The sequence below is a fragment of the Candidatus Pantoea gossypiicola genome, from assembly GCF_008632075.1.
In the GTDB taxonomy this organism is placed as follows: Bacteria; Pseudomonadota; Gammaproteobacteria; order Enterobacterales; family Enterobacteriaceae; genus Pantoea; species Pantoea gossypiicola.
Genome location: NZ_VWVM01000024.1, coordinates 1 through 17822 on the forward strand (window position 1 = coordinate 1; position 17822 = coordinate 17822).

35 protein-coding genes and 1 pseudogene are annotated in these 17822 nt (G+C 51.3%); 25 read left to right on the forward strand and 11 right to left on the reverse strand.

Features of this window, described 5'->3' with window-relative positions:
• Window positions 1-287: 287 nt before the first annotated feature.
• From F3I20_RS21035 to F3I20_RS21065, 8 genes are all read right to left on the reverse strand, one after another.
• Window positions 288-1070: an antitermination protein Q gene (locus F3I20_RS21035; RefSeq protein ID WP_150016017.1), complete on the reverse strand. Its 783-nt coding sequence runs from the start codon at window positions 1068-1070 to the stop codon at window positions 288-290.
• Entirely contained in the window at window positions 1067-2941 is a 1875-nt protein-coding gene (locus F3I20_RS21040; RefSeq protein WP_150038531.1) for a toprim domain-containing protein, read from the reverse strand. Before F3I20_RS21040 ends, F3I20_RS21035 begins: the two co-directional genes overlap by 4 nt.
• 112 nt (window positions 2942-3053) lie before the next feature.
• Entirely contained in the window at window positions 3054-4055 is a 1002-nt protein-coding gene (locus tag F3I20_RS21045; protein WP_150038529.1) for a hypothetical protein, read from the reverse strand.
• The gene (locus F3I20_RS21050; protein ID WP_190286177.1) at window positions 4024-4236 is read right to left on the reverse strand and encodes a DUF4222 domain-containing protein; all 213 of its coding nucleotides are present in this window, start codon (window positions 4234-4236) and stop codon (window positions 4024-4026) included. The genes F3I20_RS21045 and F3I20_RS21050 overlap by 32 nt, the downstream gene beginning before the upstream one ends.
• Window positions 4237-4344: 108 nt before the next feature.
• A complete protein-coding gene (locus tag F3I20_RS24365) occupies window positions 4345-4476 on the reverse strand; it encodes a hypothetical protein (RefSeq protein WP_255471558.1) in 132 nt (43 codons plus the stop codon).
• A gap of 2 nt (window positions 4477-4478) precedes the next feature.
• Entirely contained in the window at window positions 4479-5186 is a 708-nt protein-coding gene (locus F3I20_RS21060; RefSeq protein WP_150038525.1) for a Rha family transcriptional regulator, read from the reverse strand.
• Window positions 5183-5338: a hypothetical protein gene (locus F3I20_RS24010; RefSeq protein ID WP_190285998.1), complete on the reverse strand. Its 156-nt coding sequence runs from the start codon at window positions 5336-5338 to the stop codon at window positions 5183-5185. Before F3I20_RS24010 ends, F3I20_RS21060 begins: the two co-directional genes overlap by 4 nt.
• A gap of 93 nt (window positions 5339-5431) precedes the next feature.
• Entirely contained in the window at window positions 5432-5674 is a 243-nt protein-coding gene (locus F3I20_RS21065; RefSeq protein ID WP_150020009.1) for a transcriptional regulator, read from the reverse strand.
• A gap of 144 nt (window positions 5675-5818) precedes the next feature.
• On the opposite strand from F3I20_RS21065, the gene F3I20_RS21070 reads away from it, so the two are divergent.
• The 25 genes and pseudogenes from F3I20_RS21070 to F3I20_RS21200 all read left to right on the forward strand — a co-directional run.
• The gene (locus F3I20_RS21070) at window positions 5819-6493 is read left to right on the forward strand and encodes an XRE family transcriptional regulator (RefSeq protein WP_150020007.1); all 675 of its coding nucleotides are present in this window, start codon (window positions 5819-5821) and stop codon (window positions 6491-6493) included.
• A gap of 154 nt (window positions 6494-6647) precedes the next feature.
• Window positions 6648-7181 (forward strand): helix-turn-helix domain-containing protein, encoded by a 534-nt coding sequence (locus tag F3I20_RS21075; RefSeq protein WP_190285997.1) that lies wholly within the window; start codon window positions 6648-6650, stop codon window positions 7179-7181.
• 164 nt (window positions 7182-7345) lie between these two features.
• Window positions 7346-7555, forward strand: coding sequence for a hypothetical protein (locus F3I20_RS21085; RefSeq protein WP_150038523.1), 210 nt, complete (start codon window positions 7346-7348; stop codon window positions 7553-7555).
• Window positions 7552-7755 carry a hypothetical protein gene (locus tag F3I20_RS21090; protein ID WP_150020001.1) on the forward strand — a complete coding sequence of 68 codons (204 nt, stop codon included), beginning with the start codon at window positions 7552-7554 and terminating at the stop codon, window positions 7753-7755. The genes F3I20_RS21085 and F3I20_RS21090 overlap by 4 nt, the downstream gene beginning before the upstream one ends.
• Complete coding sequence (locus F3I20_RS21095) at window positions 7752-8138, forward strand: hypothetical protein (RefSeq protein ID WP_150019145.1); 387 nt, start codon at window positions 7752-7754, stop codon at window positions 8136-8138. The genes F3I20_RS21090 and F3I20_RS21095 overlap by 4 nt, the downstream gene beginning before the upstream one ends.
• Window positions 8139-8212: 74 nt before the next feature.
• Window positions 8213-8455: a hypothetical protein gene (locus tag F3I20_RS21100; protein ID WP_150019146.1), complete on the forward strand. Its 243-nt coding sequence runs from the start codon at window positions 8213-8215 to the stop codon at window positions 8453-8455.
• A gap of 96 nt (window positions 8456-8551) precedes the next feature.
• On the forward strand, window positions 8552-8773 hold the full coding sequence (locus F3I20_RS21105) for a hypothetical protein (protein ID WP_150019999.1): 222 nt from the start codon (window positions 8552-8554) through the stop codon (window positions 8771-8773).
• Window positions 8766-8948 carry a hypothetical protein gene (locus tag F3I20_RS21110; RefSeq protein WP_150019148.1) on the forward strand — a complete coding sequence of 61 codons (183 nt, stop codon included), beginning with the start codon at window positions 8766-8768 and terminating at the stop codon, window positions 8946-8948. The genes F3I20_RS21105 and F3I20_RS21110 overlap by 8 nt, the downstream gene beginning before the upstream one ends.
• Window positions 8945-9283 (forward strand): hypothetical protein, encoded by a 339-nt coding sequence (locus tag F3I20_RS21115; protein ID WP_150019149.1) that lies wholly within the window; start codon window positions 8945-8947, stop codon window positions 9281-9283. The genes F3I20_RS21110 and F3I20_RS21115 overlap by 4 nt, the downstream gene beginning before the upstream one ends.
• Window positions 9283-9519, forward strand: coding sequence for a hypothetical protein (locus F3I20_RS21120; protein WP_150019997.1), 237 nt, complete (start codon window positions 9283-9285; stop codon window positions 9517-9519). Before F3I20_RS21115 ends, F3I20_RS21120 begins: the two co-directional genes overlap by 1 nt.
• The gene (locus F3I20_RS21125; RefSeq protein WP_150019995.1) at window positions 9510-9728 is read left to right on the forward strand and encodes a ParE family toxin-like protein; all 219 of its coding nucleotides are present in this window, start codon (window positions 9510-9512) and stop codon (window positions 9726-9728) included. Before F3I20_RS21120 ends, F3I20_RS21125 begins: the two co-directional genes overlap by 10 nt.
• Complete coding sequence (locus tag F3I20_RS21130) at window positions 9725-10237, forward strand: hypothetical protein (protein WP_150019150.1); 513 nt, start codon at window positions 9725-9727, stop codon at window positions 10235-10237. The genes F3I20_RS21125 and F3I20_RS21130 overlap by 4 nt, the downstream gene beginning before the upstream one ends.
• A gap of 7 nt (window positions 10238-10244) precedes the next feature.
• Window positions 10245-10526 (forward strand): hypothetical protein, encoded by a 282-nt coding sequence (locus F3I20_RS21135; RefSeq protein WP_150019151.1) that lies wholly within the window; start codon window positions 10245-10247, stop codon window positions 10524-10526.
• Window positions 10523-11347, forward strand: coding sequence for a phage antirepressor Ant (locus F3I20_RS24250; protein ID WP_223813124.1), 825 nt, complete (start codon window positions 10523-10525; stop codon window positions 11345-11347). The genes F3I20_RS21135 and F3I20_RS24250 overlap by 4 nt, the downstream gene beginning before the upstream one ends.
• Entirely contained in the window at window positions 11347-11760 is a 414-nt protein-coding gene (locus tag F3I20_RS24255) for a Lar family restriction alleviation protein (RefSeq protein ID WP_223813123.1), read from the forward strand. Before F3I20_RS24250 ends, F3I20_RS24255 begins: the two co-directional genes overlap by 1 nt.
• On the forward strand, window positions 11750-12181 hold the full coding sequence (locus F3I20_RS21155; RefSeq protein WP_150019152.1) for a hypothetical protein: 432 nt from the start codon (window positions 11750-11752) through the stop codon (window positions 12179-12181). The genes F3I20_RS24255 and F3I20_RS21155 overlap by 11 nt, the downstream gene beginning before the upstream one ends.
• A gap of 105 nt (window positions 12182-12286) precedes the next feature.
• Window positions 12287-12412: a hypothetical protein gene (locus F3I20_RS24370; RefSeq protein WP_255467316.1), complete on the forward strand. Its 126-nt coding sequence runs from the start codon at window positions 12287-12289 to the stop codon at window positions 12410-12412.
• Window positions 12409-12630, forward strand: a complete 222-nt coding sequence (locus F3I20_RS21165; RefSeq protein ID WP_150038521.1) for a hypothetical protein — start codon at window positions 12409-12411, stop codon at window positions 12628-12630. The genes F3I20_RS24370 and F3I20_RS21165 overlap by 4 nt, the downstream gene beginning before the upstream one ends.
• A complete protein-coding gene (locus F3I20_RS21170; protein ID WP_150019962.1) occupies window positions 12627-12812 on the forward strand; it encodes a hypothetical protein in 186 nt (61 codons plus the stop codon). Before F3I20_RS21165 ends, F3I20_RS21170 begins: the two co-directional genes overlap by 4 nt.
• Window positions 12813-12820: 8 nt before the next feature.
• Window positions 12821-13129: a hypothetical protein gene (locus F3I20_RS21175; protein ID WP_223813125.1), complete on the forward strand. Its 309-nt coding sequence runs from the start codon at window positions 12821-12823 to the stop codon at window positions 13127-13129.
• Window positions 13129-13323, forward strand: coding sequence for a hypothetical protein (locus F3I20_RS21180; protein ID WP_150019966.1), 195 nt, complete (start codon window positions 13129-13131; stop codon window positions 13321-13323). Before F3I20_RS21175 ends, F3I20_RS21180 begins: the two co-directional genes overlap by 1 nt.
• Window positions 13324-13446: 123 nt before the next feature.
• Window positions 13447-13809 (forward strand): LexA family protein, encoded by a 363-nt coding sequence (locus tag F3I20_RS21185; protein WP_150019968.1) that lies wholly within the window; start codon window positions 13447-13449, stop codon window positions 13807-13809.
• A gap of 2 nt (window positions 13810-13811) precedes the next feature.
• Window positions 13812-14045, forward strand: a complete 234-nt coding sequence (locus F3I20_RS21190) for an excisionase family protein (RefSeq protein ID WP_150019606.1) — start codon at window positions 13812-13814, stop codon at window positions 14043-14045.
• A gap of 55 nt (window positions 14046-14100) precedes the next feature.
• Window positions 14101-15387, forward strand: a complete 1287-nt coding sequence (locus F3I20_RS21195; protein ID WP_150014402.1) for a tyrosine-type recombinase/integrase — start codon at window positions 14101-14103, stop codon at window positions 15385-15387.
• A gap of 35 nt (window positions 15388-15422) precedes the next feature.
• A pseudogene (locus tag F3I20_RS21200) lies at window positions 15423-15761 on the forward strand (SDR family oxidoreductase); the annotation flags it as partial.
• 39 nt (window positions 15762-15800) lie between these two features.
• Here F3I20_RS21200 and F3I20_RS21205 read toward each other — a convergent pair.
• The 3 genes from F3I20_RS21205 to F3I20_RS21215 all read right to left on the reverse strand — a co-directional run bounded on the left by F3I20_RS21205 (window position 15801) and on the right by F3I20_RS21215 (window position 17800).
• Window positions 15801-16541: a YoaK family protein gene (locus F3I20_RS21205; protein ID WP_150038519.1), complete on the reverse strand. Its 741-nt coding sequence runs from the start codon at window positions 16539-16541 to the stop codon at window positions 15801-15803.
• Between the two features lie 211 nt (window positions 16542-16752).
• Window positions 16753-17082, reverse strand: a complete 330-nt coding sequence (locus F3I20_RS21210) for a DHCW motif cupin fold protein (protein ID WP_150038517.1) — start codon at window positions 17080-17082, stop codon at window positions 16753-16755.
• Window positions 17083-17107: 25 nt separating this feature from the next.
• On the reverse strand, window positions 17108-17800 hold the full coding sequence (locus F3I20_RS21215; protein WP_150038515.1) for an aspartate/glutamate racemase family protein: 693 nt from the start codon (window positions 17798-17800) through the stop codon (window positions 17108-17110).
• Between the last annotated feature and the right edge of the window lie 22 nt (window positions 17801-17822).

Below are 17822 nucleotides of genomic sequence, written 5' to 3' on the forward strand. Positions count from 1 at the left end.
GTTTTTCCCGCTTCGGTAGGAATAACTGGTATAGCACATTGTGAACAAAAACAGCGCAATGCAAACATTTATTAACAAATAGCACGCATTCACCGCAGAGAAGCGCACTCTCATATATCCCATGCCTTCCGGGCGTACCCGCTGGCTCCGGCGTCAGGGAATGCGCTTTTATGTGGTGCAGAAACACAAAAACCCGCACGACGGCGGGTTCTTAATATCGTTGAGTGGCGCATGAGTACAGAACCGCCACTATTTAGCCAGAATACGCCAGTTTTATGCAAAGTCAATTATTTTGTTGCCTGCCGGAATATTGCATCTGCATGGCTCTCTTCAATCTCACACTTCGCCACCAGCTTCTCAAAGAACGGCTTCCAGTTCCGTGACCATGACGACTGAGTGAGGTCCGGCACCAGCACGTTGATAGCCCTGAATGCAGTACTGGAAGGCATTCGGCGATATCCACGGCGTGAACAGCGCTCACAATCCTTGTCTACTGGCGCACCTGCGCGCTTTGATGCTTCCAGATCCCGTACCCGGCCCGTTCCGTTACACCGGCAGCGTGCAGACTCCCACCCCTTCCCATCACAGTGACTGCATTTTTCTCTGACCAGTTCAGATTCAATGCGTGGCGGTATTTTTTCTTCACCATCTACAGCACTGATATAACCCGGATACTTAACAACATCGCGCATAACTTCCCGGAATCCGGTCCCTTTACAGTGCCGGCATGGTGCTGTCGTTGAGGCTGAGCGTGAATATTCATCGAATGCCAGCTTTGACAGTATGACCAAGCAGCGACCAAGATTTGCACCCGCCGCTTTCCGGAGAAGCTTTGGTGCATTCCGACGGGCATACTGCAGGAGCTGCTCAACGGTACGGAAGGTCTCTTCGTTGCTGCCCGTCGATTTAGCCAGAACAGCAGAAATCCCAAACGGTGCTTTAGACTGGCAGAATCCGATGGCACCCATCAGGTCTGTGCCGGTCAGTGATTCGCTTCCGGTTGCGCGTGAAGAGTCGGTGAAGCTCTGGCTTTTCGGATTGAAATACTTCAGTGCTGATTCCAGTTTCATGCGCACCTCGTTACGTTGTTCATTTCCCAGTCCGCATCAATATCGCTTTGCGGTTTGGCGGCAAGATAGTTGAATGCTGACTTCCCGTTTTCCAGAAACTGGTGTGAGCGGGGATCGAAGGTGGTGCCTATATCGCCAATCCATCCCTCACCTTCACGTTGCTTGAGCAGACGAATAATCGACGGTGGCATATCCAGGGCGCGTTTCTCCCTCTCATCCAAACCCTGCGGCCCCTGCTTATCAAGCTTGCGCTGCGCCATTTCACGCGGGATGTTGCGCCAGACCGACATTACGTTATCGGGCATATCGGTCAGAGCACCGGTGCCTTTGACGTCCATTTTGCCAGTGGGTACCGACTCGTCGGTTTTACGGGCGTGTGTAACCAGAATGACATGGCAGTTATGCTCGTTCTTGAAGTCACACAGGGCATCAATAAATGCCTTCTGCCCGGAGGCATCTTCTTCATCAAAGCCACACTTTGCCAGGTTATCGATGATGAACAGCTCGATGCCATACCGCCTGCGGGCATAAGCAAAGATTTCAAGGAGGCGGTCGGCTTTGGCTGTACCGGTAAGCTTGAATACCCAGAGGTTCTCGCTGAACCAGGCATTACAGAGCGTAATCTCTTGTGGTGTTGGCGTTGCCGTACAGATGGCCTGCCGTGTCAGGCGAGCCAGCATCTTACCCGGCTTGAGCTCCAGAGAAGCGATGCAGGCGCGCGTGTTCTGTGCCATGGCTTCAATGGCGATATGGCCCACCAGCTCCGTTTTACCGTGCCCGTTGACGCCATTCACCAGCGTCAGCTCCGAAGCGCGAAATTTAAAATTGTAATTCAGCGAGGTCCAGGGTGTTGTAAAAAGCCCGGCATCACGGTGTTCGAAGGCGTCGATGGTTTCCTGCAGCAGATCGGATGCCGAGCAGAGCTCACTGGGGTCGAAGTAGGTTGATCGCTCCAGATAGCCAAAAATATCATCATCGCTGACGCCTTTTGTGAGGCACTCGTTGATGTCTTTGTACGGAAGCTCAACCAGGCGACAGCGGTGCTCCCCCAAGCGGCGGGCAATATCTCTGGCTGCTTCCCGCCCGACATCGTCGTTGTCGAGGCTGAGCAGAATTTCATCGAAACGGTCGAGATTATGATATTCGTACTCAATCCACTGCTGTTTAGCCCCCTTTCCGCCACCGAACGGAACCGACAGGGCCGGGTAACCCAGCTGCGCATAGCTCATGCAGTCAATCTCACCCTCGCAGAGGATGAGCAGCCGCTGTTTCGGGTCCAGAGCCTGCCAACCGAACAGGCAGGGCTCGCAGTTGGCTTCGGCCATGATCACTTTTTTTCCGCCCGGCCGTTCGGTGCTGATGCGCTTGACCTGCAGCAGCTCGCCATTGCGGATATACGGAAATGCCAGCGCAGGAAGCTCGCGCTTTTCGTCGCCATGCCAGACTACAGCATCGCTGATCCTGAATCGTTCAGCGGTCTGCTGAGTAATACCGCGTGAGGCCAGATACTCATAGCACTGCGACGCTTTTTTAACGCCCTGCTTTTTGGGCCGGGCAAAGGTATGTTTTTTGGCGGTGAAATGATGATCGTCATCCTTCAGCCCGAGAAACTCCTTCGCTTCCCGCATAGCTTCGTGCAGACCGCAGTTGCGCACCAGCACCCATAAATCCAGCAGGTCACCACTGTCGCCGCTGGCGAAGTCAGCCCAGGTCTTTTTGCCCGCCAGGTTAATTTTGAGGCTCTTGCCCTCCTCGCCGCTGATGCTGCCCACACACCACTCGTTAGCCTCCCTGTGGCCGTTTGGCAGCAGGTATTTCGCCACCCGATCGGCACTATTCCAGAGTTTTTCTGAGAGTTCAGCCGGTGTCATAATTCACACGCTCCGCAAGTCAAATTTATCAAAACACCACATCACAAAATCCATGCCCAGCCATCCATGGTTGTATCCAGACACCAGAGCACGCTTAAGTCGCTGTCGCATGTCATAGTCTCCGTCCGCCACTGTCGGAACGCAGAGCATCGAAGTTCAGGAAAACTTCGGAACTCTCAGTGTCCTGGTAGGCGTAGGGCCGGGTGGCCCCTCCAAAACCACGCTGTGTCTGAGTCTGCTCACTCGTGAGTTGATCATTCCAGCGCTCGCCGTTCAGGTACGAGGTCGGCAGCATGCGGTCTATCCCCAGTTGCTGAACGGCCAGGCGGGACTTGATATCCTGCGCCAGCATCGCCGCAAACTCGCCAGGCGTCCCCTTCGACACCGCACGCCACGCCCTGAACTTCGTGCCAAAGGCCGTTCTGGCCTTCACCTTGGCGTCCTTGCGGAGCCCTGCACCCCAGAAAATATTCTCGAAGGCCTCAGAGACCGGATCGGGTTTATCCGGATGCATGCCGTCATCCGACGCAGGCTCCAGTTCGGCTTGTGCAGGCAAACCTTCGAAATCCGGATCACCGCCAGTCCGATCCGAATCGGACATAGTGTTTTTATTCCCTTCCTTCTCCTTTCCCTTCCCTTCCTTTCCGTCAGTGAGTCCGATATGAGTACTCACTGAGTGCTCACGGAGTGATTCATCAGTACTCATTGAGTCGGTATGCTCAGTCGGGCATCCATTCAGTGAGCAGCCACCATCCAGCCCGGACTCTTTCACTGAGTCGTCATTAAGCACTCCCGGAGCAGGTATGGTTGTGGCAGACGGGCGGTTTATCTTCTGATGTCTCGAAAAGCCTTCGATGTGGAGATAGTCAACACCATTCACTGTGTACTCACGGAGTAATCCGACACATGCCAGTTCTTTTATCAGCGGCTCACAGTCGATCATGTCCGCCGGGAAAATCTGCATCTTGATACGTTTTGGGGAGCGAACCAGGTTTCCTTTATCGTCTGCAAAATTAAACATACCGATGAACATCAGTCGCGCCTCATAAGAGCACTCAACGACCTTTTCATCGGTCCAGAATTCAGGCTTTATGGTTCTGATGCGGGCCATCATCAACCCTCTTAAAAAACTGTTGGAATTGCCAGACCGGGCGCATACACTCATGCTCGTATCCGGCGCGTAAGAAAATTACCTGTGACTTTTCCCGGTCATACCCCGTGACGTGCACCACCACGCCACGGGGATCGCGGTAATGCCTGTCCAGTACCTGAATGACATTCTCAGATGTGCTCATAGCAGACTCCCCTGGCGCGAACGTGTAGCTTTACGACGCCCACCGCTGCACGAACGGAACCGCACCCACTGACGGGCCTCATGAAGCAGATCGTCGAACATGCGTCCCTTACGGTTTGCCTGAGAGCAGCGGCGGTAGTAAGACAACGCAGCCTCTGCCCCCCCTGGCATCTTCTGCCGCCACGCCTTCAGCCAGCAGCGTGCTGATGATGTTTTTGCGGATGAAGTCATGCGGATGCATGGTTACTCACCCCATTTCAGGATCTGGAAAATCCCCATTTTTGGATGCCACCAGCGAGTGCCGCGGCATTCCGCCTCGGACATCATCTGACGAAGCGCAGCCATGAAAGACGCGTGATTGACGATGCCGCGACTGCCCAGCTGGCCATCGGGCGTCATGAAACTGTGGGTATCGGTGGGAACGTTATAGGCACTTGCCAGCGTTTTGCACTTCAGCGGTGACATACCGAGTTTCGCCTTCAGTTCGGCGAAACCAATCCAGCCAGCCGGTACCGAACCGCGCTTGATGCTCTCAACGGTTTCAGCAACGGACTCGATCTTTTCCTCGACGTGCGAGATGCGCTTTTGCTGACGAACGGCATCGGCGGCCATCGCAGCGATCATCTCCATTTCGGAGAGCGGCTGATGACTGACAACCTCTTCCAGCTCACGCCAGCGATCGACCAGACGGGCAGTAAATTCAGGACTCAGTTGGGCAACAACGATGATGCTGTCGCGCTTGCCTTCTTCGCCTTCGAAATTGTAAACCTCACCTTTTACGGTGTGACCTAAGTTATTGATTCTTTCGACAAACGCCACTGGCGGTAGTCGGATAATGTCGCGTTCAGCCAGCCTTTCGATACTGCGCTTAACGTCACTGTGACGACTACCCACCAGCTCGGCAATATCCAGGCTGGTCATCGATGGTTTGTTGGTGATCAGGTTATTCATGGTTTGTTCCTCAAAGTTGGTTTAGCCACCAGCACATACGCGTCATCCACCGGGTCATAGCGAATGCCATCCGGCAGCAGCGGTTTGAAGTAGCGCGGGTCCAGCCGATAACGTTTGTCGATGGCTGAATGACCGATAATTTTTCGTGACATGTCACACACTCCTGTACAGCCAGAAAAGCGTGATAGCGTCCAGTACAATGCAGACCAGCAGCATGACGTTGAAGATGCGATCGGGGATGGGCTTCATGATTGGAACTCCGTAGCTCGATCATGAAGACCATCCTTAGCTGATGGGTATAGATCGGGTCTCACCTCATGCGGGGTAACCATCCAATCGACAAGCTCACAAAGAGGTAAAACAAAGCGCGGAGGGATTGTTGATTTGATAAACCATTGATTAACGGCCTGTGGTGTTATGCCCAGGGCTTTGGCTATCCCTCGTTGAGAGATAACTAGTGTGATTTTTTGTCGTATGGACTCGTTCATCTTTCTGCCATCAAGTCTAAATTGTCATAAACTCATTATCATCAAGTTTTAATTGACATGCAAGTTAGACTTACGTGATGTAAAATAAAATCAAGATACGCTTTATGGCGAAATGTGCTCAGAAACAGCAACAGAGGAGGTTACATGTCAACTGCAAGCGCTATAACCGAACTACTCAAAATGAAAGGCTGGAGTCAGGCTGAATTAGCACGTCAGATGGGAGTTAGTGCGCAATCCGTACAGTACTGGACATCGGGAGTAACCAGCCCCAGAGGTAAGAGGTTGGCCGAACTGTCCAAAATAAGCGGATTGCCTCAATCCTGGTTTCTGGGTGAAACCGAGGGCGTAAAACTCTCTGCTCCTAATGAAGAAAAACGCAAAGATAGCGTAACATTTCAGGTAATGGATGTTGAATTTAGTTGTGGAAGTGGAACCAGTCTGAGGGGGGATTTCGTCGATGTTGTAAGGTCAATCGAGCTCGATCCGGAATATGCAAGCCAGCTCGTTGGCAACAGACCTTTCAAAAACGTTGAAATTGGAAATGCCAGAGGTGATAGCATGAGCCCTACAATCTCTCCCGGTGATCTTCTTTTTCTCGACAAGACAGTTACTTATTTTGATGGGGATGGCATTTATGCGTTTTGCTTTGAGGGCGAATGTTATGTAAAGCGCCTTCAGAAAATCGGGTCGAAGATTGTTGTACTGTCTGACAATTCTAACTATCAACCTTGGAGTATTGATAAAGAAGCTACAGATTTACTCTACATACAATCCAAGGTAATTTCTTCAGTGCCTTTCAATATCAATAGATTCGGCTAGCTTTTATGATGTTTGCATAGGGCTATTCTCCATGGGTTCTTAAAAGCAAAAATCAAATCAAGTTTAACTTGACGACAAGAAACTCCAGAGCTATTCTCACAGCATCAAGTTTAACTTGATTCATGAGAATTGAATTATGCTTACTGGAGGGTTTATGTTTGGATCTTATGATGGGCTTACTCTGGAACCAGCTTCCGCTTTAAGCAATATTTCCTCGCTAATTAGTGCGGTGAGAATTATTGGGCTAATGGAAGGCGAGAACTATAAGGGAATCAATTCTGAGCTGATGGAAATAGCTCATGAATATGCCATGGCGGCCTCCGACACACGATTCCTTACCCCTCAAAAAAGTAACGCCGCGTTTGCCAGTTCATCTTCGACACCCCTCGGCCCCTTCTACTACCCAACCGCCAGTACCATCGGCAGCCGCATCAAATCCATGCGCGAACTGCGCAATCTCAGCCGGTTTTATTTAGCCAGCAGCGTCGGCGTTACCCGTTCCTGCATCGAAGCCTGGGAAGAGAACACCACCATTCCAGCCAGCGACAAAATCATCCCTCTCGCCAGTGCGCTCAGCTGCGATCCGATGTGGCTGCTTACTGGTGAAGATTCTACTCGGCAGGCTTCAACAGGTATCGGGGAGCAACAGCATCACCACGTTTCTCGGCCAGCTGACGACTTACCTTAAGAAGATCTTCAGTGTTAGGGCTAAAAGCAAGGGCAAGGTAATCACCCTTTCTGCTTTCGAGGTATCTGAGGATATTTTTTTCAACCATTGCACTGACCTTCTCTATATGAAAGCAGTCCTGAGACGCGCTATAGAGCAATACATATGTATCAGAAGAGGAAAATATGGATAAGCTTAATGACATGACCGTAATCCTTCTTGAAAGTTCTGACTTTGTGGGGCCGGGAATTTTACACGAAGACGTTCAGCATGAAGTTGATATGGCACATATCGTGATCAATGGAAATAAGCTCATTAAAAATCGCATGGGCATTATTTCGGATGAGCCCGCCACCTTCCACGCGGCCCGGCAGAATACCGGAGGTGCGAAGTGAACAACATCGGATCTGCCTTTAAAGGTATTGACCTTGCGTCTGACTCATTCGCCATAAATATTGCCTGCCTGCTGGGTGCGGGCAGGGTATTGCAGATGTCAGATGACGACGAATTAAAAATGATGGGCGGTAATGTATTAGATATTGCCCATGACTACGCTAATGCTGCCGCATGCGCTGAGAGCGGAGACGTAAAATGAGCAACCATGAAGACAGTATTTTAATCGAACGGGCTTTATCAACCACCAGGGCACTTATTAATTCTCGTGAGCAACTTACCGGTAATGACGTGGAAAGCCTTTTATTCCAGATTCAGTCATTGCTGCTTAGCGTAAACATCGATGATAACCCCACCAGTAATATTGCTGCTGAAAAGAGGACCAGCAATACAGATCTTAGTGACGAAATTTTTGATGTCACTCTACTGGCCGGAAAAATAAAACACACTACGCAAATATATCTCCAGGGATGTTTTGGCCCTGATGACGCAGACAACATCCAGTGCGTAATGACAGCTGTAATATCAGACTTCGCCAATGAGTTATTTAAAAGACTGAAAAAAATAGAAAACATATTCTGCTGATTACTCAATAGATAGAAGTAAATTACAGCGCCTGCGCTGGGGATAACTGCAACCGAATTTCAGGAGTAATCAAAATGCACATTAAATTCATGTTAAGCACTGAAGTTGATCCGCCTTATATTCAAACTCTGGAAGCGCTCGTTGATGACAATATTTATGTTGTTGCTGAGTTTGTTGATATTAACAAAATCCCGGCAAAGACGATCAAACACATCAAATCTGTTCCGGGCGCATTTAATGCTTTGCTGATAGCGCGTAAAAATTACTCTGACGCCTTAGCGTCCATCAAAGTAGATGGTGAATACAATGAACATTAAAGACTCAACCGCATACCGTCATGCCCGGACGTGCCACCTTTCAAAGCATGACGTTCTGGCTAACCTTTTTCTCCGCGCTGCATACGGGATCAAATAATGAGTGCTGCATTTGATTCTGAACGCGCGGCAGAGTGTGCCGAACAGCTCAACGCGCTGCTGTTAATCATTTATGAAAATGAATCTGAAGGGATTTCCAAAAATAATCCTTTAGTCGGGAATGCTCTGAATCTCAGTGCCTGTATTCACCATTTTTTCCGTGAGCAGGCGCTGGGTGAGACCAGAGACCGCTTGTGTGGGCTGGGAGGTAATCATGGTTAAAGATCTACATAGTTGTGTTTCGCAGGCTGAAAAACTCAGCGCCCTGCTTCTGTTAATAAGCGAAACAAAAGACTGGCCGGACGAGGAGCAACTGTGTGCGCTTCATTATCTCGCATTCGATTTATCCTACGGCATTTCATCATGGTTAATCGCTGAAGGTGAGAAAAAGAAATGAGTAACTTAGTTGAACGTAATCGCACACGCCTTATTTACGCCAAAATGACAGAAGTAAGTAAGCGCGGATATATGGAACCCGTACAGCTGCCTGACGGAAAAACCACCACTATCGACCTTGAACCCGAAATATTAAAAAAGGCGCTGATTAAATTATTCGAACGTCCGGCAATGGCGGTTTCCTCTCCGGAGGATGCGGCAATAAAAATCAGCACACATTACAGAAACTGCCTCTCGCGTAATTTCGAAAAGCTGAACGAGACCGGAAACGCGTTTATTGCGTCACTACTTTCGAACCTGGTTGAGCAGGCTTTTGCAGAAAAGGAGCAGCAGTGATGAGCGCGATTAATTTCGAAGACGCAACGCTGACGGCAAAGCTGCACGTCGCACCCGACTTTACCGGCCGTGTAATTGCTTATTTCGAGAAAGGTGAGCTGAAAGCGGATATGCGCCTGCGCAAAGATGAACTCACCGCAACGCTCGATGGCTTTCTGGAATTCGCTAAGTCGGAAGGATGGACGGTCTGCCCCCCCATCCTCCACTGGATTAAGGGGCTGATGGCATGTCACTGACAGCGTTTAAAGCCCCTGAGTGGGTATTAGCACAGGCAGCCAGAAAACTCACTCAGTACCGCCGGGGTCGCCTGTTTGCCCGCCGGACTTACCGCAGAGGCTATCTCAGTCTGGCAGTTAATCCGCGCTGGCGTCTGCTGTCGCGGAACGGCGGCAGAGACTGGCAGCTCATGAGTCATTCCGATTACAACCAGGAGATTGAGAAGTGAACGACATCGAAAAAGCCCAGGTGGCCCGGCTGGTCAGCCGCCTGGAAGACCTTAAAGCGCGTTCCAACGGCACATTTAACCCACCAGCGTGGATGCTCGATAAAAACCGCTATGGCAAAAACTCTCTGACGCCTCAGGAGCAGCAGGAATGGGCAGAAAGTGTATCTCACTCCATGCGTTCAACCGTGGCCCTGAGCTATCTGATTGAGTGCGGCAACCGCTGGGGTATGCGTGACGGTCAGCACGTGTTCAGAGCCGGTAACACTGCGCTTGGTCTGACGCGGGAACTCATCGAAAACGTGCTGATAGTCCACGTTGAGAACGCAATTCTGTCTGAACAGCCAGAGCAGAAGTATCTCGCCGTTTATCTGTTTTACGCACGCAACGATGAAGAAAAGGAGCGTCGGGGATACTCATGGTTTTCCGACTTTCTGGATGACCTGTTTATTGATGTGGCGGCGCAACTTCGCGCTGGCGAAACCACTGCAATCAATTCACAGATCCACTGAGGTAACTATGGCTAACCAGAATAATGCGAATGTCTTTTCTGCTGAGTCCGCACACAAGGTTCCGGTGGCAAAGCACGCCCGAAAAAGAACGCGCGTCTACAGTCCTGATGAGTTTCTTGCGCTTCCATTTGTGCAGAAGTTCATTCAGGAAAACCCGAATCAATATTTCGTCCACGAGGAAACTGGCGAACAGATGATGGCACAGGAACTGGCCGAACTTTACTGCACCGTTAATAACGGAAAGAAACTTAAAAAGGCCCTGCGCCGTTCATTTGGAGCTAAATCATGAAAACTGATATTTCCCTGTCTCGCCTGCCTTCAGGTGGTGCTGTGTCGGCTCAGACTATCGACAGTCAGAAGTTGCTGCAAATGGTCAATGATGCCCGTAAAGAATGCGGTGAAAAACCGATCCGCAATAATGACTTCGTGGCTCGCATCAAAGATGAGCTCGATGGGGAGGCCTACGAAATTTTCGTAACCCCCATGGATAAAGCCCGTGGAGGCGCAGATCAGGTTGTTATCCGCATGCTCATCAAGCAAGCACTCCGTGTTGCAGCGCGGGAATCCAAAGGCGTGCGCCGGTCACTGGTCGATAAGCTGGAAGATATGCAAGACCCGGCTCCTGTGGATGCCATGCGTCTGCTGAGCGATCCGGCCACGCTGCGCAACCTGCTGATGAACTTCTCAGAGGATAACCAGCGTCTGAGCGGCGAAAACCAGCTTCTCAGCGCTACTGTCTCCAGCCTGGAGAAGCACTTCACCAAAGGCATGACAATCCCGGCATTCTGTAAATGCCTGAACGGTGTGAACATCAACAAAATGATGTGGTGGGCGCTTCAGCGCAACTGGGTTTACAACGAGCGCCGCGATCCAGAAAAAAGCCCTAAATGGCGTGTCGCCTCTTATGCCCGCCATAAATATCTCACCGAAGATGAAACGCACATCACTCCGCATGGCTCGGAGGAGTTCACCAGATTTACACCGGTTCTTCTGCAGGATGGCTGTCACCGTCTTTATCAGTTGTACATGCAGGGCAAGCTGCCGATGAAAAAAACCTGGAACGGCGAATTTTCTCACGACAAAGCGATTTTCGCGCCGGAGGTAAAATAATGAAGGGATCTACCTACTCGGTGACATTTGTTGCTGATTATCCGGATGGCGATCGTTATCCACTCAAAATTGAGGTTGAGGCTGAAGGCGTAGACCAGGCTACCAGTCAGGCTGTAAGTATTGCAGAGAGCTCCCGATTTCTGAAAAAAGACCTGGTACTCATGTCAGTAATTCCTGAACTTTGCCCGCCAGCACTGGACGGCATGAATCCTGACAGGTTGCTGAAACCATGCCCATTTTGCGGGAATGATTGCATTAGCCTGGTTGAAACGCTCCGTGAATTTGATGGAGAAAAAATGTTTTTCGTCAACTGCGGTTGCTGCAATGCAACGCAGCATCCGGACAGCAAGGAAGGCGCAATCCTTAACTGGAACGAAAGAACAGAACCGGAGACAGGAAGCAATGCACAGTAAATTCGATCAACCGATACGGACAATCCTCGAGCGCCACCAGCAGGCACTTACATGGATTGCTGATGCATACCTGTTCCATCTGGTCAGTCTGCATCGCCGCCCGATCTACCGTCACCAGTATGGGGATATTTCGCTGAATCAGCCAGCGCTGCAGGGGTTCATCGACTCTTACCTGGCTGATAAGGGCTGGAACATTGAGCGCCGCTGGTACCGCTACCTGCAAATGCTCGATTTCGTCTCGTATCTGGACCGCAGTAACACGGATTTCATCGACTGGGGTACCGTGCCAAAGCTGAAGCCGCGCGGCATCAAATGGCTGGATGCCTGCTTCTGGCAGCTGGGTGAAATGGTCAGTCGGCACGGTGGCTGGGAAACCTATGTGAAATTTACGGAGGGACAAACCCGTGAAAAAAGTTTCTGAACTGGCCCTGCTGACCCTTTTCTTTTCCAGCCTCGCGGGGATGGGATTAACAACGGGATTTTATTGTTTCTTTGCTGTGTGCGATTTGCTGAGAAGGATGATCGGATGAATAAGCTACTCGACATCGCGCTGATGGCATTCGTTGGTCTGCTGGTTGCAGGGCTGGGCTCCTGCGTTCTGATGATAGTTGCATTAATCATCAAGGCACTCTGGAGGGCGCTGGCGTCATGAAGTTTGAATTTAAGGATCATGGTGCTGTGGCCACGCTGACCATCACCAGCAGTCTGCTCGAGCTGCGCCGGCACAACCGGGCGGTCGATGCCGCCCTTCTCTCTGCTGATGTCCGCGCCAGGACGTCTGGTCTGTTCATTCGCCGGACGGTAATCAGCGGACCGGTTAATCGCAGCATGCGTGCGTACAAAGCAGCAGCACGGGAGGTGGCAAAGTGAGCAAGGCATTGAAAATCGCAGTCAGCATTTTCACCCTCATCAGCGCGGCGGGCTTCTTCTGCTGCCTTGCCGGCGGCATCAGATGGGGAACGTTTGATTGTGGTATGGGCTCGTTAACGACGCTGATCCCGGCAACGGCCTTTGCTGTCGCCGCGTTCTTTGCCAATGACGGAGGTGAATAGTGGCCAACATGCTGGCTGTTCTGTTTCTGCTGCTTGTGGCCTGGATTTGTATCGCCACCGCAGGTGAACCCCTGCGCGATGAAAAGGTATCCGTTATGTACGGATACCCACGGTACAAAAAGACCTGGCTGACCATCTATCACTACCGGGCAACCGATCGCTGGGTCTTTGAGTGGGATGATCTGTTTGATGCCGGCAGACCGAAAAGCTGGGGAGGTATTTCTGAATGCCTGATGTGCGCGGACAAAAAGTCAGGTGCAACGGATGAAGAATTCAAAGAGGCGTGGAAACGTTTAAAGAAAAGGGGAATGGCGTGATGAAAATGTACGCTGTGATTTACAAGCCAACCGGCGTTCCTGTTGGGCTGTTTGTTGACGCTGATAATGCCATCAAGCGATGCAGGTTTCTCTCAGACAGCAAGGATTTTGTCGTCTGCAAAGTGCAAATAAAAGAGCTGGAGCAGGTCAATTTCAAGCGAAATGGCGAAGATAACCATGAACAAAGCCTTTGAGATGATGATGCGGCGTCGTTATGGGAACCGCTGCGACCTCACCCGCGATATGCATGGTTATTACTGTCGCGAAATCGTGAAACGCATGTTTGAGGTGTGGTGTGAGTGTAAGGGGGAACCATCGTGCAACCGCTGACAGATAAACAGCAGGCAACGCTGGAATTTATCCTGGCATACATCCGTGAAAACGGCATGGCACCGACAAACAAGGAGATCACTGTCGGTATGGGATGGGCTTCAGCCAATAATGCACAGTCTCATTTGCAGGCACTGCAGCGCAAAGGCTGGCTGAAGATACGGCGTGGCGTAAGCCGGGGCATCGTGCTCACCGGCAGCGCCATCGTAGATATTCCCGACGTTAACAGCGGTGAATACTGGTTTGGCGGGGTATTTCAGCATCTGCGCTACGAGCGGGATGTGTATAAGGTTATCGAGGCGGCGGGACTGAAGGGGAGGAGCAAATCATGCTCACTGACGAAAGCGTAAAAATGAACACCATTATTATGATTGAGCCCAATGAATGGGTTACGGAACAGTTGCTGATCGCGGTGACCGGGCTTAAGCCGGGAACCATCACCCGTGCACGTAAAAAGGCCTGGCTACTGGGCCGGGAATATAAACACATGTCACCCGAAGGCGATCCAAAGCCCACCAGCGAATGCGTCTACAACCGGAAAGCGGTCGATGCCTGGATCGCATCGCAGAAACAACCAATCGGATGACCGTAAGAAATGAACGCGATAAGCTTATCAGGCTCCTGGGCGTCAGGAGGGAATAATGAGTAAAGCATCGTACCCAACAGGCGTCGAGAACCATGGCGGATCACTGCGCATATGGTTTCTGTATCAGGGTCAGCGCGTCAGGGAAAATCTTGGCGTGCCTGACACTGCAAAAAACCGCAAGGTAGCCGGAGAGCTTCGCGCTTCGGTCTGCTTTGCAATAAAGATGGGTAGTTTTAACTATGCAGCCCAGTTCCCGGCTTCGTCTAATCTGAAGCGCTTCGGGCTGGATAAAAAGGACATTTCTGTCGGTGACCTGGCGGAGAAGTGGCTGGATTTGAAGAAAATGGAAATCAGCGCGAATGCTCACCACCGTTATTGCTCGGTGTTTAAAAATTTGGTCCCCCTCATTGGTGCACGGCGCATGATTTCATCAGTAACCAAAGAAGAGTTACTGTTCATCAGGAAGGACTTGCTGACCGGGCAGACCGCGCCAAAGAAGAGCATTCTGAACGGTTCAAAAGGCCGCACGGTACCCACCGTAAATTATTACATGGCAACGATAGCAGGATTGTTCAGATTCGCAGCCGACAACGGTTATATGGCAATAAACCCCTTCAGCAGTATTACGCCGCTGAAAAAATCGAAAGCCGAGCCCGATCCTCTCAGTCGTGAAGAATTCAGTCGTCTTATTGATGCCTGTACGCACCAACAGACAAAAAACCTCTGGTCGCTGGCAGTATATACGGGTGTCAGGCATGGAGAGCTGGTTTCACTTGCCTGGGAGGATATCGATCTTAAAGCAGGCACAATGACAATCAGGCGGAATCATACCAAGTTAGGGGAATTCACACTTCCTAAAACTGATGCTGGTACCGATAGGGTTATTCATCTTATTCAGCCAGCCATTGAGGTACTAAAAAGCCAGGCAGAGCTCACCCGCTTGGGTAAGCAGTATCACACAGAGGTCAAGCTTCGCGAATTTGGTCGCTCCGTCATTCATACCTGCACCTTTGTATTTAACCCCCAAGTTGTTCGCAGGAATGAAGCAGCAGGGCATCATTATTCCGTTTCTTCGCTTGGTGCAATGTGGGAGTCACCCATCAAGCGTGCAGGTATAAGATACCGTAAGGCATACCAGTCCCGTCATACCTATGCGTGCTGGTCTTTATCTGCAGGTGCAAATCCGGCTTTTATTGCCTCTCAGATGGGGCACTCTAGCGCCCAGATGGTTTTCAGCGTTTATGGAAAGTGGATGCCGGAAAACAGCGGTGAGCAGGTAGCATTACTTAATCAGAAACTGACAGACTATGCCCCATACGTGCCCCACAGACTAACCAGCTAAACGTAAATTATAGACTAATCAGAAACTTATCCCCAGAAGTCGGTCATGTCATCAATATCGCATCGATTGGCGCGCTGGCCGTGTCGCCCACTGCGGCAGTTTACTGTGCCACTAAGTTTGCGGTGCGGGCGATTTCTGACGGTTTACGCCAGGAGAACAGTCAGCTGCGGGTGACCTGTGTCCATCCCGGTGTGGTCGAAAGCGAGCTGGCATCAGCCATTACCGACCCGACAGCCGCCGAGGCGATGCAGCATTATCGCGCTATCGCGCTGCAACCGGATGCCATTGGCCGCGCCGTGCGCTATGCGATTGAGCAGCCTGAAGAGGTGGATGTAAATGAGATTGTCGTTCGGCCAACCCGCACACAGCAGTAAGCAACCGGCCCGCTGCGCGATGAGCAGCGGGCCGGAATATCAGTAAAGGCTTCTGCGGGTTCGCTGCACGGTAACGGCAATGGCCGTCAGTGCTACCAGCATCAGAAACACGCCCAATCCCACCATCGCGTTAAACCCATAGGTTTTAAACAGCAGCAGCCCGGCAATACAGCCGCTCAGGAAGGAGAACACCGTCGTCAGATGGGTGTGCAGAACCTTCTGGAAGAAGCGACGATCGTCAGTTTCCAGATGCACAGCATGAGACGTATGTGCAAAGATCCACGATCCCAGCGCAATGCCCGCATCAGTCAGCGTGCCGGTTATGTGGGTCGATCTGACGCGACCATTGGAGAGCTGTGTCGAGGTGGCATTATGCACCCCCATCAAAAAGCCCAGCATCAGCAGCACTTCTCCGTTAAAGCTTGGCCGGTAGAACATCAGCTCAAAGATCGACGCCGCCGTCAGCGCCGCGCCTTCTGCCAGAATAATCAGACAGAAAATGGTACGTAACTTATGCCTGATCCCCACCACTACCGCCAGCCGGGCAACGGTACAGCCCAGTACAAAGGCAACAATCAGCGCCATCAAAAACAGCATAGTATGCAGATCGCTGGTGGTGACTTCCTGAGATATCTGCGAAGTGTTACCGGTCATGTGCGACGGGAAAAATCCAAACGCGCCCAGCGCCATCGCATTAAGGATGCCGGCGGTCGTCGCCAGCACCAGCGCCAGCAGTCGGTCTTCGGTATGTGAACGAACTTTCTTCTTTTTTATCAGCACAGGTTTCCCCACATCAGGTGAATGCAAAACGTTCTTTTAAGGCTTCAAGCATACAACCTGATGGGAATTATTCCTGTCAGAACCAGATAACTCTGATGAAATAAGCCATTAATTTTGCTGATTTTTATAAAGCTGATTCAGTTTACTTTTAAAAGTGTCAACGACGCGATGATCCACCAGCGGGCAAGCCCAGCTAAAGCGGACATGAAATTCAGTCGACGATAAAGAGTTGCGCACCTGTCGTTGTAAAAGAACGATGCGGTTCAGCCTCATCTCCGACCTGATAGCTCATGCCCGGATTCAGCACGAAACGGCGGCCATCTGCCAGTTCAGTGTGCAACTCACCCGCCATGCAGAGCAGAATATGACCTTTGGTACACCAATGGTCGGCGACATAACCTGGCGAGTAGTCGACCATGCGAACCCGGATGTCGTTAAATTTCAGGGTTCGCCAGGTCGCCTGCCCCTGGTCGCCGGGATGAATTGTCTCTTCAACCTGATCCCACTGCGTCAGGCCAAACGGCAGATTATCTATTTTCATGCTATTCCCTTATTGAGGATAAGCGTTAAGACAGCGCCTGGCTAACCGCCTCTTCCGCGTGGATTAGTGTGGTATCAAACAGCGGCACGCTGGCATCGGTGGCATCAACCAGCAGAGTGATTTCAGTGCAGCCCAGAATAATGGCCTCAGCCCCCTGCGCCACCAGTGACTGCATAATCTCCCTGTAGCGGCGACGCGACGCGGGATTGATTTCGCCCAGGCACAGTTCGTGGTAGATCACCTCATGTACAAACAGACGATCCGCTTCATCGGGCGTCATCTCCTCAAGACCGAACTGCTGCTGAAGACGCCCGCGATAAAAATCCTGCTCCATAGTGAAGCGCGTCGCCAGTAATCCAGCCTTACGTATACCGGCCTGCTGAATGCGACGTCCGGTGGCATCGGCAATATGCAGCAGCGGTATGCCTGTTGCAGCATGGATTTGCGCCGCCACTTTATGCATGGTGTTGGTACAGAGCACGATGAACTGCGCACCAGCCCGCTCCAGATTACGAGCCGCGTCAGCCAGGATCTCGCCCGCCTGCTGCCACTCGCCCGCAGCCTGAAGCTGCTCGATGTGATGGAAGTCGACGCTCCAGAGCACCAGCTCCGCCGAGTGCAGGCCACCCAATTGCTGTTTAACCTGCTGATTGAGGATGCGGTAATAGAGCGCGGTAGACTCCCACGACATGCCGCCTAACAGACCAATAACTTTCACACTACACTCCGGGTTCTGGGGT

What these genes read in the sequence shown, in the direction of transcription:
- F3I20_RS21035 (WP_150016017.1), bottom strand. Translation starts at nt 1,070, where the DNA reads ATGAAACTGGAATCAGCACTGAAGTATTTCAATCCGAAAAGCCAGAGC.
- F3I20_RS21040 (WP_150038531.1), bottom strand. Translation starts at nt 2,941, where the DNA reads ATGACACCGGCTGAACTCTCAGAAAAACTCTGGAATAGTGCCGATCGG.
- F3I20_RS21045 (WP_150038529.1), bottom strand. Translation starts at nt 4,055, where the DNA reads ATGATGGCCCGCATCAGAACCATAAAGCCTGAATTCTGGACCGATGAA.
- F3I20_RS21050 (WP_190286177.1), bottom strand. Translation starts at nt 4,236, where the DNA reads ATGAGCACATCTGAGAATGTCATTCAGGTACTGGACAGGCATTACCGC.
- F3I20_RS24365 (WP_255471558.1), bottom strand. Translation starts at nt 4,476, where the DNA reads ATGCATCCGCATGACTTCATCCGCAAAAACATCATCAGCACGCTGCTG.
- F3I20_RS21060 (WP_150038525.1), bottom strand. Translation starts at nt 5,186, where the DNA reads ATGAATAACCTGATCACCAACAAACCATCGATGACCAGCCTGGATATT.
- F3I20_RS24010 (WP_190285998.1), bottom strand. Translation starts at nt 5,338, where the DNA reads ATGTCACGAAAAATTATCGGTCATTCAGCCATCGACAAACGTTATCGG.
- F3I20_RS21065 (WP_150020009.1), bottom strand. Translation starts at nt 5,674, where the DNA reads ATGAACGAGTCCATACGACAAAAAATCACACTAGTTATCTCTCAACGA.
- F3I20_RS21070 (WP_150020007.1), top strand. Translation starts at nt 5,819, where the DNA reads ATGTCAACTGCAAGCGCTATAACCGAACTACTCAAAATGAAAGGCTGG.
- F3I20_RS21075 (WP_190285997.1), top strand. Translation starts at nt 6,648, where the DNA reads ATGTTTGGATCTTATGATGGGCTTACTCTGGAACCAGCTTCCGCTTTA.
- F3I20_RS21085 (WP_150038523.1), top strand. Translation starts at nt 7,346, where the DNA reads ATGGATAAGCTTAATGACATGACCGTAATCCTTCTTGAAAGTTCTGAC.
- F3I20_RS21095 (WP_150019145.1), top strand. Translation starts at nt 7,752, where the DNA reads ATGAGCAACCATGAAGACAGTATTTTAATCGAACGGGCTTTATCAACC.
- F3I20_RS21100 (WP_150019146.1), top strand. Translation starts at nt 8,213, where the DNA reads ATGCACATTAAATTCATGTTAAGCACTGAAGTTGATCCGCCTTATATT.
- F3I20_RS21105 (WP_150019999.1), top strand. Translation starts at nt 8,552, where the DNA reads ATGAGTGCTGCATTTGATTCTGAACGCGCGGCAGAGTGTGCCGAACAG.
- F3I20_RS21110 (WP_150019148.1), top strand. Translation starts at nt 8,766, where the DNA reads ATGGTTAAAGATCTACATAGTTGTGTTTCGCAGGCTGAAAAACTCAGC.
- F3I20_RS21115 (WP_150019149.1), top strand. Translation starts at nt 8,945, where the DNA reads ATGAGTAACTTAGTTGAACGTAATCGCACACGCCTTATTTACGCCAAA.
- F3I20_RS21120 (WP_150019997.1), top strand. Translation starts at nt 9,283, where the DNA reads ATGAGCGCGATTAATTTCGAAGACGCAACGCTGACGGCAAAGCTGCAC.
- F3I20_RS21125 (WP_150019995.1), top strand. Translation starts at nt 9,510, where the DNA reads ATGTCACTGACAGCGTTTAAAGCCCCTGAGTGGGTATTAGCACAGGCA.
- F3I20_RS21135 (WP_150019151.1), top strand. Translation starts at nt 10,245, where the DNA reads ATGGCTAACCAGAATAATGCGAATGTCTTTTCTGCTGAGTCCGCACAC.
- F3I20_RS24250 (WP_223813124.1), top strand. Translation starts at nt 10,523, where the DNA reads ATGAAAACTGATATTTCCCTGTCTCGCCTGCCTTCAGGTGGTGCTGTG.
- F3I20_RS24255 (WP_223813123.1), top strand. Translation starts at nt 11,347, where the DNA reads ATGAAGGGATCTACCTACTCGGTGACATTTGTTGCTGATTATCCGGAT.
- F3I20_RS21155 (WP_150019152.1), top strand. Translation starts at nt 11,750, where the DNA reads ATGCACAGTAAATTCGATCAACCGATACGGACAATCCTCGAGCGCCAC.
- F3I20_RS24370 (WP_255467316.1), top strand. Translation starts at nt 12,287, where the DNA reads ATGAATAAGCTACTCGACATCGCGCTGATGGCATTCGTTGGTCTGCTG.
- F3I20_RS21165 (WP_150038521.1), top strand. Translation starts at nt 12,409, where the DNA reads ATGAAGTTTGAATTTAAGGATCATGGTGCTGTGGCCACGCTGACCATC.
- F3I20_RS21175 (WP_223813125.1), top strand. Translation starts at nt 12,821, where the DNA reads ATGCTGGCTGTTCTGTTTCTGCTGCTTGTGGCCTGGATTTGTATCGCC.
- F3I20_RS21180 (WP_150019966.1), top strand. Translation starts at nt 13,129, where the DNA reads ATGAAAATGTACGCTGTGATTTACAAGCCAACCGGCGTTCCTGTTGGG.
- F3I20_RS21190 (WP_150019606.1), top strand. Translation starts at nt 13,812, where the DNA reads ATGAACACCATTATTATGATTGAGCCCAATGAATGGGTTACGGAACAG.
- F3I20_RS21195 (WP_150014402.1), top strand. Translation starts at nt 14,101, where the DNA reads ATGAGTAAAGCATCGTACCCAACAGGCGTCGAGAACCATGGCGGATCA.
- F3I20_RS21210 (WP_150038517.1), bottom strand. Translation starts at nt 17,082, where the DNA reads ATGAAAATAGATAATCTGCCGTTTGGCCTGACGCAGTGGGATCAGGTT.